Annotated in this window: 11 protein-coding genes; 7 read left to right on the forward strand and 4 right to left on the reverse strand. The window is 43.0% G+C overall.

The genetic code is table 11. The features are described 5' to 3' along the window. Window positions 1-48: 48 nt before the first annotated feature. A complete protein-coding gene (locus tag LQ777_RS29435; protein ID WP_232564012.1) occupies window positions 49-1,563 on the reverse strand; it encodes a CRTAC1 family protein in 1,515 nt (504 codons plus the stop codon). Window positions 1,564-2,717: 1,154 nt separating this feature from the next. Here LQ777_RS29435 and aqpZ point away from each other — a divergent pair. The 3 genes from aqpZ (at window position 2,718) to LQ777_RS29450 (ending at window position 5,195) form a co-directional block, all read left to right on the forward strand. Next, on the forward strand, window positions 2,718-3,440 hold the full coding sequence (aqpZ, locus tag LQ777_RS29440) for an aquaporin Z (protein ID WP_232564013.1): 723 nt from the start codon (window positions 2,718-2,720) through the stop codon (window positions 3,438-3,440). Window positions 3,441-4,240: 800 nt separating this feature from the next. Beyond that, window positions 4,241-4,903, forward strand: a complete 663-nt coding sequence (locus LQ777_RS29445) for an AAA family ATPase (RefSeq protein ID WP_232564014.1) — start codon at window positions 4,241-4,243, stop codon at window positions 4,901-4,903. Then, window positions 4,875-5,195 (forward strand): hypothetical protein, encoded by a 321-nt coding sequence (locus LQ777_RS29450; RefSeq protein ID WP_232564015.1) that lies wholly within the window; start codon window positions 4,875-4,877, stop codon window positions 5,193-5,195. Before LQ777_RS29445 ends, LQ777_RS29450 begins: the two co-directional genes overlap by 29 nt. A gap of 730 nt (window positions 5,196-5,925) precedes the next feature. Here LQ777_RS29450 and LQ777_RS29455 read toward each other — a convergent pair. After that, window positions 5,926-6,897 carry an AraC family transcriptional regulator gene (locus LQ777_RS29455; protein ID WP_232564016.1) on the reverse strand — a complete coding sequence of 324 codons (972 nt, stop codon included), beginning with the start codon at window positions 6,895-6,897 and terminating at the stop codon, window positions 5,926-5,928. Window positions 6,898-6,994: 97 nt separating this feature from the next. On the opposite strand from LQ777_RS29455, the gene LQ777_RS29460 reads away from it, so the two are divergent. Beyond that, window positions 6,995-8,158, forward strand: a complete 1,164-nt coding sequence (locus LQ777_RS29460) for an FAD-dependent oxidoreductase (RefSeq protein ID WP_232564017.1) — start codon at window positions 6,995-6,997, stop codon at window positions 8,156-8,158. A gap of 454 nt (window positions 8,159-8,612) precedes the next feature. Here LQ777_RS29460 and LQ777_RS29465 read toward each other — a convergent pair whose 3' ends face one another. After that, entirely contained in the window at window positions 8,613-9,854 is a 1,242-nt protein-coding gene (locus LQ777_RS29465; RefSeq protein ID WP_425276973.1) for a PQQ-dependent sugar dehydrogenase, read from the reverse strand. A gap of 2,628 nt (window positions 9,855-12,482) precedes the next feature. On the opposite strand from LQ777_RS29465, the gene LQ777_RS29470 reads away from it, so the two are divergent. Beyond that, window positions 12,483-13,376, forward strand: coding sequence for a replication initiation protein (locus LQ777_RS29470; protein ID WP_232564018.1), 894 nt, complete (start codon window positions 12,483-12,485; stop codon window positions 13,374-13,376). Here the strand turns inward: LQ777_RS29470 and LQ777_RS29475 are convergent. Then, window positions 13,373-14,308: a PDDEXK nuclease domain-containing protein gene (locus LQ777_RS29475; RefSeq protein ID WP_232564019.1), complete on the reverse strand. Its 936-nt coding sequence runs from the start codon at window positions 14,306-14,308 to the stop codon at window positions 13,373-13,375. The two genes, LQ777_RS29470 and LQ777_RS29475, sit on opposite strands and share 4 nt — an antisense overlap. A 219-nt stretch (window positions 14,309-14,527) precedes the next feature. Between LQ777_RS29475 and LQ777_RS29480 the strand changes: the two genes are divergently transcribed. Next, on the forward strand, window positions 14,528-14,848 hold the full coding sequence (locus LQ777_RS29480) for an isochorismate lyase (protein WP_232564020.1): 321 nt from the start codon (window positions 14,528-14,530) through the stop codon (window positions 14,846-14,848). A gap of 1,080 nt (window positions 14,849-15,928) precedes the next feature. Further along, complete coding sequence (locus LQ777_RS29485; protein ID WP_232564021.1) at window positions 15,929-16,372, forward strand: hypothetical protein; 444 nt, start codon at window positions 15,929-15,931, stop codon at window positions 16,370-16,372. Window positions 16,373-16,444: the final 72 nt, after the last annotated feature.

The following is a 16,444-nucleotide window of genomic DNA, read 5'->3' on the forward strand; positions in this document are numbered from 1 at the left end:
CAAAAAAAGCGCATATGATGCCCATGGCTTATCAAGCAACTAATTATCTCACCGAGCTACTTTGGTAATTGTAATCGGAACACAGATTGATTTGGTACACACGTCTTCGCGAACAACCAATGTTTGATCAATCTGTGGTTTTTGAATGGTGCTTATGATGCCCGAAGGCCATTTAACCTCCAAACGATCTATTGTTGTGGCAGTACCTAAGCCAAAATATTGCGTCAATGAATTAGTCACGCCATACCCCTCCCCTGCCCGAACTTCGCGAATCTGCTTCTGACCGTTTGTATAGATGGTCAATCTCGCCCCTACCCCATTCGGATTACTGACTGTACCCTTTAAGCTGACACTCAAAAAATGGTTTCCGTTTTTCGTGTTCAACCAAAGTTTATCGGTTGGAATAGCAGCGCCTGACGAGTTGCTTAAGCCCAGATAAGAAGCGTATACATCCAGAAAGCCATCGTGATTAAGATCACCAATGGCAAAAGAACCCATAGTATTGGCGTCAAACGCATTATTAATTTCTGTAAACGTCCGGTTGCCATTGTTGTGGTACAAATGACTTTGATTACCGGCAATGAGAATATCAACATATCCATCGTTGTCGAAGTCACGCATCAGACCCTGCAATGGATCACCTACGTCGCCGATACCAGCTGCTGTAGTAATATCGGTAAAATGCCCGGTACCGTCATTTTCCATGAGCATACTAGGGCCTTTGTGATTCGAGATAAAGCAATCCAGATCGCCATCGTTATCGATATCCTGAAAGTCGGCTGTCCAGCCCTGCGCGTAAGGTCTTAGGCCATATTTAGCCGCTTGTTCGGTATAGTGTCCCGAACCGTCATTGACAAAAAGCATGTTTAGCCGCCGAGGATCTTCCGGGTCATTCATAGCGTACCGGCTGCATTTGATGACATAGAGATCCAGATCCCCGTCATTGTCAAAGTCGGCCCACACACTACCGTAGTTACCCGAGTTGTTCGAGACAGGAACGGTAGCCAGATCAATCCAATCATAAACCGCTTTCAGGTTTCCGGTTTTGTCGTTGCCCCAAATCTGGTTTAGCCCCTCATCGTGACAGGCGAAATAGTCAAGCCAACCATCATTGTTGATGTCCGCCAGGTTAGCGGCCTGCATGAAGATGGCTGGTCCGTCCAGGTTCACTTGGGTAAATGCACTGCCCGTATTTTTGAACATGTGGACACCATCATATTGACCGCCGACGATAAGGTCATTGTGTCCGTTCCGGTCGACATCAGCAACGGTCATGCTCAGCTGGAGGTCAGTACGGCCGATGTATGCCGATGTAAATTGACCAGAGGGTTGTTGGTATTCGATGTAGATAGAACCCGTAGACGCATTCGCAAATGAATAAGCCCGGATGATATCATCCAGCCCATCGTTGTTCATGTCAACTACGGCTTTAGGGACGTACGAGACAAAGTTAGGCTTGTTCAATAGACCGCTTTCATTTGTAAAAGCAATCTGACCAAATCCCTGGCTGGCTATCAGCAGCAACATTGTCAACGTTACCAAAATAAGGAAAGGTATTTTCATAGTTACGGTTAAGTGCCTTGAAATAGTTGAATCTCGTTATCAAGATCCAGCTAAGGTTTCAGCGCGTTGTACTCCCTGGCTCTAAGTACATGGCCTTTCTTCCATTCATGAAATGATCATGTGTACGCAGGGCAGTATCTTGGGAAGCACTGTGCCCGTAAAGGCCGTTTAGCGAAAATGTACCAACTAATTCTTGCATGCGTTTCTCTACGAAACAAGAAGTGTAGTTCAGCAATTAACGTTGAGCTAAATAGCAACGATGAGCAGTAGGTTGAAAAAATACGATCTCCTAAAACGAAACTATTGGCCCAAAACCGATAAAAGAGCAATCCTATACAGAATAGCTGCTTCGGTAAATCTGTAAAAAGAAGTGAGTAAAGCTTTTCGACCATAGTGCCTCAAAATAGGATCTCATCAACTACCGTTGTTAGCAGGTATGTACACCTATTCATCCCCTTTAGGCACAAAAATCATGGCACAGTAGGATAACACACCTACGGACAGACCATCTTAACTACTAACTCTTCTTTAAACTATACTAATAAGCGCTTTTAGTGACCTTAATTTGAATTATACTCATCGTTTGCTTTGTGCATCACCTTATTAGACTAGTTGTACTGATCTGACTCGTGCTTTTTTAAAGTATTTGATCGCTATATTCTGACTATCAGTTACTTACTAACAAAGCGACAATAATTATAATTTAATTTATATCTATTTTTATTTCTGGTTATTGACAACTGGCAAAGTGTTTGCAAATAGTTACACTTTCTGTGCCAATTGTCACAATCAATTAATTAGATTAATCTCCAATATACAATTCAACGCTCCTTTAAAAGCAAATAGGTCTCTAATGTATGATTATAAGTTACTATATACTAGGCTATTACCCCACTCACGAGAAGTTAGGCTCGTTCTTTAGACTATAATTTTTGTTTTGGTTTCTCTTTGTTACACGCTTAGTCAACCATGCCATTTTGTATAAACTGATCTAGGAGTTCTAGCTTACCCGATTTCAATAGTAGTGATTTCTCTACTATGCGTCCTTATTGCACAAAATAGCCTCATTCGATTAGGGACTTCGATCCGTGCGTTACCTCATTCATTGTCACCGTCTAACAGATCGTTTTCACCATCTCTTAACTACTGTGATTATGAAGAAGTATTCAGCTGAGTTTATTGGCACGTTCTCATTAGTTTTCATTGGCTGTGGAGCCGCAGGTATATCAGGGATCTCATCGAGTGGCCCTGCCGGTATCGGCCTACTTGGAATATCATTCGCCTTCGGCTTGACCGTTGTCGTTATGGCTTATGCAATTGGCCCTATTTCAGGTTGTCATATCAATCCAGCTATTACAATTTCTATGTTGACAGCAGGAAAAATCAAGACCGTTGATGCAGTAGGTTATATCATTGCTCAGTTCTCAGGTGCCTGCATCGCTTCCGCTGTACTCTATCTGATCCAGAGTGGTGCCCCCGGCTTCATGATGAACGAATGGGCGCTAGGTTCCAACGGCTGGGGTCCCGGCTACTTAGGAGCTTATAACACAACGTCAGCTTTCGTAACAGAAGTAGTACTTACCTTTTTATTCCTACTAATTATTTTTACAACAACCGCTGTGTGGGGTAACAGTACAATGGCAGGTCTAGCCATCGGCCTTAGCTTAGTGCTCATTCATTTAGTTGCTATTCCAATTACAGGCACCTCTGTTAATCCGGCTCGTAGCCTTGGTCCTGCTCTATTTGCTGGAGGCAAAGCACTGGACCAATTATGGTTATTTATCATTGCTCCCGTTATTGGTGGTATTCTGGCTGCTCTTGTTTGGAAAGGTGTTTTTGAAAACTCCGTAGAAACCAGTCGTCCCTCGTTAAATTAACAACATACGTTTATAATTATCTTTCGCAGACAAGTTGTTCATAGTACTAACTCATGGACAGCTTGTCTAATTTTAGTCTACGATGATAGTCTATGTACTTGCGCTCCTCCCTGCTTCCCCTCCCCTATTACTACTTCCAACCTAGAAAACCTAATCCGATTCGTAATTCACCCAGTTTCATCTAGTAAGTAGCTGTATAAATTCTTCTTACCATATCTCTATTTATCAAGTATTTAAGTTCAGTATTTTATACTGGTTATAGATCTTAAATAAGTGTATAATTAGATCTTTAACTACCATACAGCCCGATTGTGTAAGAGCTATTGTCTGTACTGAATTAGTACTCACCACAGGTTTCTATTAGAGCATTTTTAAATCTATTTTTAGAGTGGTAAATCAATCTATTTTTAGATCTTATTTATGATTGTATTTTCAATCTATTTTTAGACCGAATCTATTATACTTCCTGTAATTAACCTAATACAAATCTATATCTTTAAACAGGTCTATATTTAGTACTAGATTAACATCTAATTCAAAATCTATAATGCCCATTCACATTGGTAAGTATAAATCTTAAGACTAATCTATTTTTTGTATTAAAATAATACTTTTTTTACATCTATTTTTAGATTGGTAAATCGTACTTGTTTGAACCAATAATCTGCTCTTTTCTAGGGCAGAGAATATGTAGAAATAGCATCTAATTTAAAATCTGGAAGATTTACTAAAAACAGTAGTATTATACATTTTCTTTTATACTTTTACTACATCAAATTATAATCTAAAATTAGATCTAAATGGTCATCTCTTTTAACTCTATAAAGGGTGGCGTTGGTAAGAGCACATTAGCGGTCAATTTTGCAGCCTGGCTAGCCAAAGAAGGTCATGACGTTTTATTAGTCGACGGCGATGAGCAGGAGACGGCTAGTGATTTTACGGCATGGCGGGAACAGACCATTGGCAATACCGGCTATACGCTCGTTAATATGACTGGTGCAAACCTGCGTAAACAAGTCGAGCAAATGAAGCCCAAATACGATCATATCGTGATCGATACGGGCGGCCGGGACACCACCAGCCAGCGGGCGGCTTTATCGGTCGCTGATGTGTCTATGATTCCGTTTGCTCCCCGTAGCTTCGATTTATGGACGATAAATAAGGTCATTGAAGTGATTGACGAGGTTCAGGCGATTCGCGCCGAGCCGATCATCCCGTACGTGTTCTTAAGCCGTGCCGATATCAAGAGTGCCGATAACCGCGAAGTCGCCCAGGCATTGGCTACGTACGAGCAAATCACGTATGTACCGTACGCGATCAGTAACCGAAAAGCTTTTAGTAATGCAGCAGGAGTGGGACTTGCCGTTTTCGAAATGGTGCAGCCTGATCTGAAAGCCGTTGCAGAAATTAACGCACTATTTAACCACGTTCTTCATGGCAACCACATTACCGCCGGTGCGTAAAAAGCCGGCAGAGGCTGATATTGACGCCTTTATCAACAAGGGCGGCTCACCCACCAAAAAAGCGGAGAAAGAGCCCAAAAGTAAGGAAACTGAAAAGGCAACCGAGGGTGACAATACCGTAAAATTCTTCAATCTACGCCTGACAGCGGGTGTATTAAACAGAATCACCAGCTTTCGTGAGAAGCGTCCACGCAAACTGGCAAGCCCAAAACTTGGTATCTCCACCCATGATTGGATTCTGGAAGCCATTGAAGAAAAGATGCAGCGCGAAGCAAAGAAATATTCCATGTAAGCAGCCTTGCCTTTTCCCATCAAGGGTTCAATTATGGACAGTTTTGTGCGGATCATCAAACCTGCTTGTTGAACCAAAATAATTCGTCAAGCAGGTTTTTTTTAGCTAAAAAGTTAGGCCTTTATCGCCAATAACTACTTACAGACCATTATATATACTTTACCTGCTAAGTACAATTGAAGAGAAATAGTCGCATTCTGCGTCGCGCGTAATTCATTTGTTGAGGCAACAAAGGCCCTTATAAGTTATCAATAGGGTAGGGGAGTAGGTCTGAATTTTCCATTCAATAACCCAAAGCCAAGCGTTAAACAGCAAGATTAGCTGAACCTGTTGGCCCGATTCCAGTGGACAAAACATCAGCACAAATAAGGTTACCCCGTACTGACTTACCAGTAGTATAACCAGCTATACGCAATTTGACCGTTTCTGTGCGTAGCGGTCGTGTTCATTGGCGAACGTCTGTGTCAACCTGATTCAGGAAGCAGGGTAAACAGATAGGGCTTGTCAGTCTACTCACCGCATTATTGTTTGGTGCCTTATGGGTACTTGATCTTCGCGTACCGTTTATCTGGTTTATGCTTACCTTCCAGGCATATCGGCAGAAAAAGTCGATTGCATTTTGACGATCATGGGTCAGGCTTGACATTATGAGCGCTGTTCCCAATGCTCTTTTGAATTGTGCGCAGCTATTGGAGCCGTAATTCTGGCGTTCAGTAAATCCAATTCTGTCTTACGAACCGATGGGCAGTGCTGAAAATTTCTTGGGTGTACTACCCATGTGCTCTTCAAACACCCGGGAAAAGTGGCTCAAATTTGTAAAGCCCAACTGGTAGCCTACTTCAGAAACCGTCAACCTTTTTTCTTTGAGTAACCGGGCAGCTTCCTGCATCCGCATGGACTGATAATACTCGAAGATTCCTTTCCCAAACGTTTGTCTGAAAAGCTTCCGAAGCTTTGGTTGGCTCATGTGCGCTTCGCGGGCTAACGAAGCGATAGCTGGCGCTTCGTCCAAATGTAGCCGTAAGTGCTCCTTGATGGCGTAAATAGATCTAAAGTCGCTGATGTGCAGCTTACTCATCGCTTTGGCTTCTCGTTGCATCAGCAAGGCAAACACGTAGCACAGCATTTCTTCACATTTAAGCTTATAATAGCGGCTTTCCAACCGTTCGGGAATGGATTGATGCAACATGTCGCTAGCCGTTTTGACCAGTTCGGGTGAGCTGTCAATTTCAACCGCAAAATTGTTTTTGGCTCTTAGCAGATCGGCCACTATGGGATGGTCAATTTCTCCAAATAGGTGACGTAGGTATTGTCGGGAAACGGCGATGGTCACACTACCGAAGAGCGTGTGTGCAGGCATTTCCATAAGCGCCGACAAGGCCTGTACACAAATAAATACATAAGCCCGTTCGGGCGCTAAGTCTGTTTGGGTTTGCGGGGACGAATAAACACCGCTCAGCAAAAAAATAACGTCGTCCTGACCGTCTACCAGTTCATTCGTGCGCTCGATAAGTACGTCTTCTTTGAGGTAGTAATGACGCACCATCATCCGCAGATCATGCCCCCAGGTGAAGCCGGTCAGGTAGCCTCCGCCTTTACTTTCTGGGATATAAACAAAACGACCACTAATGGTGGCCCCAATCGCTTGCGCAAAAGCCCGGAGGATTCCTGAACCGTTGCTATCCGTAAGAGAGATTTTCATTTGCGACTAGTATAAGAGCAAACAGGGCTATTTTACACCTAAAAGTAACTCCAATTTTGCAACAGAAAATGAGCATTACTTTTTGACATAAGTAGACATGCTGGTAAAAGACAAACAAATAGCGATCATAGGTGGTGGGCCAGGTGGTTTAACCCTGGCCACACTTTTACAAAAAAAAGGCGTCGCCGTAACCGTATACGAACGGGACAGCGATCGAACAAAACGAATTCAAGGAGGTACCTTAGACTTGCATACCGAATCGGGGTTAGCCGCTTTAGGCAAAGCAGGCTTACTGGATGCCTTCAAAGCAAGTTACCGGCCTGGTGCCGAAAAAGTGCGAGTCGTTAATAAGCAAGCAGAAATTCTGGATGACGAACATACAAAAAGTGAAACTACACACTTCGGAGACGAACACCATAGACCTGAAATTGACCGGGGTGCCCTAAGAGCTCTTTTACTGGATTCGCTACAACCCGATACACTTGTCTGGGATAGTCACATTACCTCGCTTAAATCAGTGGGTAAGCGCTGGAAACTAATGTTTCAAAACGGAGCTACAGCTATCGCCGACATTGTTATTGGGGCTGATGGGGCCAATTCTAAAATTAGGCCTTTTGTCACACCCATCAAGCCGTTTTACTCGGGAGTTACTATTGTTGAAGGCAATGTGTATGATTCAGCAACGAATACGCCCCGGATTCACGCCTTGTTGAAAGGGGGAAAGATCATGGCCCTCGGCGATTCGAAAACAATAACCATCAGTGCTAAAGGCGACGGGAGTTTAGACTTTTATGCCGGTTGGAAAGCAGCGGCTAACTGGGCAAAAGACACCGGTGTTGATTTTAAGGATCGTCAACAAGTGCTTACTTTGTTTGAGGGTGCTTACGAAGGCTGGGACAGAATCTGGGTTGAATTGTTTGAAGGAGCTAGTTTACCACTCATAGTGCGCCCGCAATACTGCATGCCACTGGACCAATCCTGGGAAGCACAGTCTAACTTAACGTTACTTGGCGATGCGGCACACCTCATGCCACCCTACGCGGGTGAAGGTGTCAATATGGCTATGCTGGATGCTTTGGAGCTGAGTGAATGCTTAACCAGTGATCAGTTCGCGGATACCCAATCGGCCATTGCTCACTACGAAAAGCAACTGTTTAACCGATTTGCTAGAGTAGGCAGAGAAACTTTAGACAACACAGACTGGATGCACTCGCCTGAAGGCTTAGAGAAATTAGTAAAACTATTCAACCCCGCTGCATAAGCGATTCCTAAAATTCTTCCACGACCTCTAATCAAGCGTTCTGGCTGAAGAACAACTGCTGGACACGTTCCTTGTCTTATCTGAGAAGATGATTGCAACTAGAGATCGGCCGCCTGAAAGCAGCTTTTTGGCAAGATAGTACCTACTTTTTCTTGTCAGCCATTGAAGGTTATTCTGATTCGTAAAAACCTGATAAACAATATAATTTCACTTTGTTCTGTATGTAATTTCTGATCGTTTAATAGGTTTGGTTTACAATCTAAAAATAGATCTAAAAATACAACTGAAAGTAGATGATTTTAACGGTTATATTACCATTGCGAAGAAGGGATAAGACGGATATACAGCTGTACTAATTGACAAGATTTAACCTTTGATATAAAGTAACGAGTGAGTACGAACGTTACTCCAGCCATACAGGATCAACCGATGGCTGGAGTAACGTTAATTGTAATTACTTTTTAGACACGCGGTAAAGCCGCCCCTGATCTGTAATTGCATATAAGGCACCGTCGCTTCCTTGCATTACGTCCCGAAAACGTTGTTGCTGATCGGCCAATAGTCGTTCTTCGCCCACAACCTTATTATTATCGATAACCAATCGAACAATGTGCATACCACTCAATGCGCCAACAAACAGGTTATTTTTCCATTCGGGTATAGCATCGCTGTTGTAGAAAGTCATACCACTGGGCGACACCACCGGGTCCCAGTAATATACGGGTTGCTCTAGCCCTTCTTTTTGTTGAATACCCTCACCAACCTTTTCGCCACTGTACTCGATACCGTAGGTGATCGTTGGCCAGCCATAGTTTTTACCTGGCTGAATTCGGTTGATTTCATCGCCACCCCGTGGACCAAATTCTCCTTCCCACAGGTCTCCCGTTGCTGCGTTGAGAGCCAGTCCCTGTACGTTGCGGTGGCCATAAGAGTATAATTCCGGGCGCGCATTTGCCTGACTGGAAAAGGGATTGCCAGAGGCAGGCTGACCGTCTTTTGTAATGCGAATAACTTTCCCGAGCCCCGAGTTAAGCGACTGCGCTTGTGGACGGGTGACTAAGTCAGAACGTTCACCAGTGCTGATGATCAGATTTCCATCCGGAGCAATCAGAATTCGTCCACCATAATGTAGCGTGCCTTTGTAAGCGGGTGTAGCACGGTAGATAACCGTTGCGTTCTCGATCTTCTTTTCGTCGGCGGATAGTTTACCTTTAGCTACAGCCGTCAGGTTACCATCTGAGCGAGGTTCGGAAAATACCCAGTAAACCATTCGATTGGTCGAGAAATCGGGATCGATCCGAACACCCAGTAATCCGCCCTGGCCAGATGAATTTACCGATGGCAAGCCCGTTATCGGAGCACTGACCTGACCGGCTGCCGTCACCAGGCGCATTGTTCCTTCCCGCTCGGTAACAAGCAGCCTACCATCTGGCAAACCGGTGATACCCCACGGACTTTGAAGCGCTTCGGTTAGTACCTTGTATTCGTAGGGAGTAGACGTTTTAACGCTGGCAATTCGGGTTTGGCCTGCAAATGCCGGCTTGTAATCTGAATTCGGCGCCTTTGTCTCGACCGAGGCAGACGAACCGCCGGTTGGCGCGGTTTTGTTATCGGCTGCATCCTGTCCGCAAGCTGTTAGCGAACTTATTGCTACGAGTAATAGCATATATCGGTTCATCGTTCGTTTATTTTGCATATTGAGCGTTTTAGTATTCATCAGGAAACAGGCCGCTATTGTTTAGGTGGTGAGCATTGTACTATGCTGGAATTCGCAATAGTCAGAGACTTGCACTAGATCTTAACATGACATGAGCTAGCTTGCTTCGAAGTACAAATTCTTAGGGAATAAATTTGTTTGTCGAGTAACCTACTATTTCGTTAGTCTAGTATGTATCCTTCAAGATCTATCAACCAAAAACCACTAGGTAGTTGTTCCACCAACTCTGTAGATTGATGTATCTGTATCAATATTTGTTGCTGATGAATAGCAGGCTATTGAGGTAACTCACAATGTAAGACGCCGACATGACGATGCTTATTAGGAGCAATGTTTACTGGTTATTGACGTTGTGGACTTGGTTTGATGTGTTTGTTCTCGACGCCTACTTGAGAATGGAAGAATACTATCGCTAGGAATCAGACGATCGCCTGTGGATCGGGGGGTTCGCCAGTTGCTGACGTGTAGTAAAAAATACGATCTGATGCTCCACAAATAGCCTCGTCCAATTAGCGTTATATCAAATATGCCATAGGTCAACGTAAAGGCCAACACTGTTATGACCAACGGCATCAATAATGCCAAGTGCCTGATCTATGGTTCATATTGTAGTTTCGGTCTTCATCAGGGTGGCGTTCAGAAGTTTTAGAGGAAAACGAACGCCGTGGTCGGTTACCCAAGCAGATAGTCTTTTCAACTCCTGAATAGTTTGTTTTATCAGGAGGCCAACGCTAACTTCTATTAATCACGAACGGGTGACTCTGGGTAAAGGGAGCTAGTTATCTAATTTTTTTCTGTAAGTGCTTAGCGCGCGTCGATACCTATTGACTCGGGTTGTATCCAACTTGCCCCGAAGGTTCGAACTAGTGGTTGTACCGCACTGATCAGTAACCTTGCGTCGGTCATTGCGTCGTTTGATCAGCGAGCTGGCTCTTGTTAAGCTTCTGTTCGCAGACCTCAATTGTTTCTATACCGAGTTGAGCGTATTGCCTAATGTCTTCCTCAATGGTCCAGGGTTGGATTGTAAATTGGCTTATACCAAACTGAAAAGGGTAAATAGAAGAATGGTTCGGGACCATTTTAAATGTTGCTTACTTGAGAAGAGATAGATAGTTTCCAAAGAATGCTGTCGACACAGTAGCAAGCTGAAGTATATTAGTAAGCTTATACTATAGGATGTAGTCAGAAATAGAACCCGGTGTAGAAGATAAAGATTACTCGCAATTGATTAAATGAGAGGTTGGTTGGCACTCGTCGATTTGACAACTACTGATAAGTAGGTGAGAGATGTTTGTAGGACTTATACTTGAAAAGTTCTTCCAAATTGGTTCTAGAATATATAGTATCAAGACTGCGGAAAACTAGGTTACTTGAGTTGATTCAATGATACTAAGAGTAACGGTACTATACGGTACGATAAACAAGAATAAGAGTTGTATTTGCTAGGAACAATTGACGAGGATTTTGTCGTAGTTCCATAGCTTATTTTGTCTACGAAAATCACTAAAAAAGTTTATTTAAATGAAAATAACGAGGATTTTGTCGTAATAGGGGAGCCTGTAATATGTCCTAATAGATTTTAGATTGTGAAAGTTTTGTTTGCTTAGTCCGAGATGCGCGTATGTGAATACACCACGATTTAATATAAGTTTAGTATAAAGTGTTGTCTAGAATACTAATGAGAATTTATAATACTGATAAATAAGTCTTTACGATCAGTTATATTGCTACATAGCATTTGAAAGGTATATGGATTCGAACTACGACAAAATCCTCGTCAGCCATAATAAATGGTGTGCAGCCCAGTGCTTAATCCACTTGATTATTGAGCTTACAAACAGTATTTCTTTTATCTATCAATGCACTCAAGTGCGTATACAAATCGTAATTATTGATTTGAAAATTTATTAAACGCGAGGTTTTAGCTATAGTACGTTTCGGTAGTTATCCTACCAGAAATTTTCTTTTGTAAACTACATATTCCTAGGAATATATATACAAGTATGCTTGGTTGTCATTATCGTATCTATGATACCTGTGTAATAATCATAAAGGGTACCCGACAGCGAGAGGAACTGTCAAGTTTATATTAATTTCCCTTACTCACAACTAACTAACGAGTGTCTCTGATTTAACATGCAATCATGTAAATGCTACGCGAACTACGACAAAATCCTCGTGAACTACGACAAAATCCTCGTGAAAATCGGCCGCGTCTGCCTTATTTAACCTATTTTCTTTTTTGCTTTTTGCTTTTTTTTTGATTACTCTACATAATCTGTAAACTTTAAGACTATTTTTATCCACATTTTTTTTAAAACTTTCTTTACCCTATCACAAATTTTGAGATTTTTTAGTATATTTAATATTTATGAAAACGCGCAACTAATTGATATTCAATTAGTTGCCTTCTCCAACTACGACAAAATCCTCGTGAACTACGACAAAATCCTCGTGGAACTACGACAAAATCCTCGTGAACTACGACAAAATCCTCGTGGAACTACGACAAAATCCTCGTGAACTACGACAAAGAACTACGACCGTCGCTTTTCATTGTCGCAATTGTTGATAACTTGCGATTCTAATCGATAGAGTAGCAGAAATATGGATCTGGATAACAAACTGATCGTACAGGATAATGCCATTACTAGCGCCCGCTATGAGATGAATGCGCTGGAAAAAAACATTATCTATATGATGATGTCACAGCTCCGCAAGGATGATACGGCTGATACTATCTATTATGTTTCTGTACGGGAGCTTATGGAAAAAACGGCTACTCGAAACTCCTATGAGGATTTTAAACGAGCTACTGAGCAGTTGATCGGTCGAGTCTTACAGATTCACCGGCCTAATGGGAATTTGTTGCAGGTATCGATGATTTCGTCAGCCGAATACATTGCTGGGCAGGGTGTAATTGAAATTGGCCTTGATCCCAAGATTCGCCCTTTCTTCTTCGATCTTAAACAAAACTTTACGGCGTTTCAGCTTCACATGGCTCTTAGCTTGGACAGTAAGTATGCCAAGCGGGTGTATGAGATGTTAGCCCAGTACAAAAATCTGGGCCAGCTAACCATCGAGGTAGTCGAATTGAAACGTCGCCTGTACCTCTACGATGAAAAGACCGGGGTCGAGCAGTACAGGAACTGGGCCGACTTCGAGCGACGTATACTGAGCGTCGCTCAAAAAGAGATCAACGAAAAAACGGACCTGAGAGTAACCTACACCACAGTTAAGCAGGGACGTCGGGTATCAGAGCTTCATTTCGCCATTCAGGCTGGCCCCCAGCAGATCATAATCGATTACAAAGACGAAGATACAACGCTGTTTGGTAGACTGGTCAATGAGTTTCGCTTGCGTAAGGAGCAGGCCCAGGCAATACTGGACAAAATGAGTTCCGCCGAGATCACCAAACGATTGTACGAAATTCAGCTAATGCGTTCTGACAACAAGATTCAGAATATCGGTGGCTATACGGCCAAAGCGTTTGGTGTCTAAGGAGCGGCTGTTAATGGCAATAGCGCAGATTCATCGGCTGGTAAGCCTGATTCAAAACTGACGGTAGTTAATCGAACAGTTCCTTCATTGTTGACCAATAATCCAACGGGTGGTTTACTGATTGTTGGCGGTTGCTTAGAAAAATAAGCATCTACGAGTTGAGCAAAACTGGCGCTATTGGCGGGGTTGTGTTCAGCAAATTGAACGAGTACAAATCGCTGGAGGAGCAGATGGAAAAATACGAGATCAATCCATTTGTCTTGTCCATCACTACTAATAAACTGCCGTTGCGCAACAAAAGCGTAACCTACATAGCGCTCCAGCAAGGTTTTCTTTAAATTCGCTACTTGAGTACGTAGACTCTGGGGTTGTGCACTGGTCAGGCGATGGGATGGATTCGTAGCCGTAACAACCTTTTTGGTGGTAGCCAAAAGTTGATCCTGACCAAGGGCGGCCTGGTAATAATAACGAGACCGAACCAGCTTTTGTAACAACTTGACTGTCCACCGTTCATCGGCAGCTTGTTGCATATAAAAGGCTCGCTCCTGTAAATTCTTAATTTGCATAAGCAGGCGATAATGCGACCAGACCAATTCTGTTCGCAAATGTTGTCGGAGGTCTGGCAATTCTCTCCCTTTGTTGGAGAGAATTGGATAAGCTAAATAGAATTGCTTAAACCGCCACATATTAGGTAGACTGTATCCCTTCCCGAAAGACTCCGTCAATCGTTGAGAAAGTAACTCAATCAAGTGAATTCCATAATCAGCCCGTTCGGTACCCGCTTGCTCGGTCTCTACAATGATGCGGCCTAAATGCCAGTAAGCTTCTACCAGAACGAATTTAGGGTAAGGATCACGGGACTGCTCAGTCGTATCAACAACACTGCGCAAATAGCGAAAGAGTTCAACATGGTTAGTAGGAGGTGCGTTCATGGCATACGGCAACTTATCAATCAAAGTTATTCACAGCGAAGTCCACACCAAAATAGTTAGACGATATATCGAGCCTAGCCAAAAATTCCACTAAAACTGCCTTTTGATTGCTAACGATTAAAATTGCTAAATTACTGACGTACCATTCATTAAGGCATCAGCTAAGAATTTCTATATATTGGCCTATCGGTTGTTATTAAACCTATTAAATTATACGGCATGATACACATTGATCAATCGCTTAAGTTGCCGGAAGATTGCCAAGATATGGCCGATATTAGACAGGCTATTGATACGCTTGATGAGGAAGTAATCCATTTGTGGGCTCGCCGATTCGAGTATGTCAAAGCGGCTGCTAAATTCAAAACCAACGAAACAGCGGTACGGGCGCCTGAACGCTTTGCGGCTATGCTGTCCCAGCGTCGACAATGGGCCAAAGAAAAGGGGTTAAATCCAGATGTAATTGAAGGGCTTTATCGAGACTTAGTCACTCACTTCATCGAAGAAGAAATAAAGCATTGGCAGCAACGCTCAACTTAGATTCTTTAAAAATTTAAAGCAGCAATAAAATTACCTATCTTACGTGTGTAGCTTCATACCATGAAAACACGTCTCTTAACCAAGCAAAGTAGGCTGACAAATTGGCTATTGATCGTAGCCCTGCTGTGCAGTCTTTTGATTTGTTTGGGGAGAGACAGTAGTAACAAGAACTGCCTACCAACAAGCGTTAAGACAGAACTAGCCCTTGCTACTAAGCCCACAGTCAAGCAAGCTAAATTAGTCCAGAAAAGGCAATCTTTGAGTACGTTTTATGCCCCAAGCAGATTCAGGCAATTTGCAGCCATAGTGTTGTATAACGAACGAGTTACTCTTCAATTGAAGATCGTACGCTTGATTAATTCCGCCTTTATGTGTTTTGCGTACTTTGTTCCCGTAAAAACAATTCCTGCCAGTACCGACGAGCCTTTTTCAGACTCACTTAGAGGCTAAGATCTCTTCTCAAAGCCCATCTATGGCTCATTACTTCACTTTTCTTCTCATCACTACTGGCAGGTAGTCTAACTCATTATGGCATGTTGGTAAAACGCATTAAAAAGCTGGTCAGGCTTATTACCTTAGTATGTCTAGTTGTACTCGCTCTATGTGGTATAGGTATAAACGGGGCAGGCCCACTAGCGTCACATAACCGAGAACGCTATATCGACAACGGAATCAAAATTGAGTTCGTCCAAACTAAAGATGAGGAAGGCAATTCGCAGAAAGAAGCCGAAGCCAAATTCTAAATTTAACGAAACTCAGTTAAATGAAACTAGTGCAAGATCGTCTCATTAGTTAAAAAAACCATGGTCTTGCGCTAGTTTCCGATCATGTTGTACAACTGCGCTTACATAAAGAGACTTGGGCCCATATCACGCTTAGATATGGTATACGATATACACTTTTATGTAGTATTCCAGATCATGGAGCGAGAAGATTGACAACAAGCATACTTCAAAGCTTATCGGTCCACTCGTGAATAAAAATAAAAGTTGATACTATTTCTACTAAATTACGGTGTAAGCCTTTTCATAAATACCCCCTAGTTTGAGAGGAGAGCATACCAATGTTTCAATCTAAGCGATGAGTTTTCTGGAGTGGTTTCTCGAACCGGCCAACCCCGGTCCAGTAGGTAATGTAGAAGTCGATTCACCGGAGCCGGACGACCAGGACCCGCCCAAAAAATGGCAGATTTGGCTTGCCGTTCTAGTCGGACTCGTATTGGCTGGGATTGGTATGTGGTGGGCGTTCTACGATCTGTTCCAGGTCGGCATTGGCCGAGCCATACTCAAATTGTGCTGGCTGACTCTTTATGTTTTTGCCAGCCACAAAATTACGGCAAGACCCGACTATTCGAACGTTGGCTGGTTGGGCGGTCTACTAAACAATCCATTTCGTATATCGGATGATTTCAACCGGGGGCTTGTCTACCTGCAAGCTTTCCTGTTCCCTGGCAAGTTGATAGCATACAGCTCAATCGTAGGCTGGATCTTGATGCAACGTCTCTACAAACGACGCAGAAGCTAAACTTGTCAAATAATCAAGAAGCCATAAAACCCAGGGGGTTCGGGGTACAAAGTCGAAGAATAAAAAAGCCGT

Origin of the sequence: Spirosoma oryzicola (assembly GCF_021233055.1) — a bacterium.
GTDB classification, from domain to species: Bacteria; Bacteroidota; Bacteroidia; order Cytophagales; family Spirosomataceae; genus Spirosoma; species Spirosoma oryzicola.

Bases quoted from the DNA above. Each gene is read 5' to 3' on its own strand.
- LQ777_RS29480 (WP_232564020.1), top strand. From the start codon at position 14,528: ATGATACACATTGATCAATCGCTTAAGTTGCCGGAAGATTGCCAAGAT.
- LQ777_RS29460 (WP_232564017.1), top strand. From the start codon at position 6,995: ATGCTGGTAAAAGACAAACAAATAGCGATCATAGGTGGTGGGCCAGGT.
- LQ777_RS29465 (WP_425276973.1), bottom strand. From the start codon at position 9,854: ATGCAAAATAAACGAACGATGAACCGATATATGCTATTACTCGTAGCA.
- LQ777_RS29450 (WP_232564015.1), top strand. From the start codon at position 4,875: ATGGCAACCACATTACCGCCGGTGCGTAAAAAGCCGGCAGAGGCTGAT.
- LQ777_RS29470 (WP_232564018.1), top strand. From the start codon at position 12,483: ATGGATCTGGATAACAAACTGATCGTACAGGATAATGCCATTACTAGC.
- LQ777_RS29485 (WP_232564021.1), top strand. From the start codon at position 15,929: ATGAGTTTTCTGGAGTGGTTTCTCGAACCGGCCAACCCCGGTCCAGTA.
- aqpZ (WP_232564013.1), top strand. From the start codon at position 2,718: ATGAAGAAGTATTCAGCTGAGTTTATTGGCACGTTCTCATTAGTTTTC.
- LQ777_RS29445 (WP_232564014.1), top strand. From the start codon at position 4,241: ATGGTCATCTCTTTTAACTCTATAAAGGGTGGCGTTGGTAAGAGCACA.
- LQ777_RS29435 (WP_232564012.1), bottom strand. From the start codon at position 1,563: ATGAAAATACCTTTCCTTATTTTGGTAACGTTGACAATGTTGCTGCTG.
- LQ777_RS29475 (WP_232564019.1), bottom strand. From the start codon at position 14,308: ATGAACGCACCTCCTACTAACCATGTTGAACTCTTTCGCTATTTGCGC.
- LQ777_RS29455 (WP_232564016.1), bottom strand. From the start codon at position 6,897: ATGAAAATCTCTCTTACGGATAGCAACGGTTCAGGAATCCTCCGGGCT.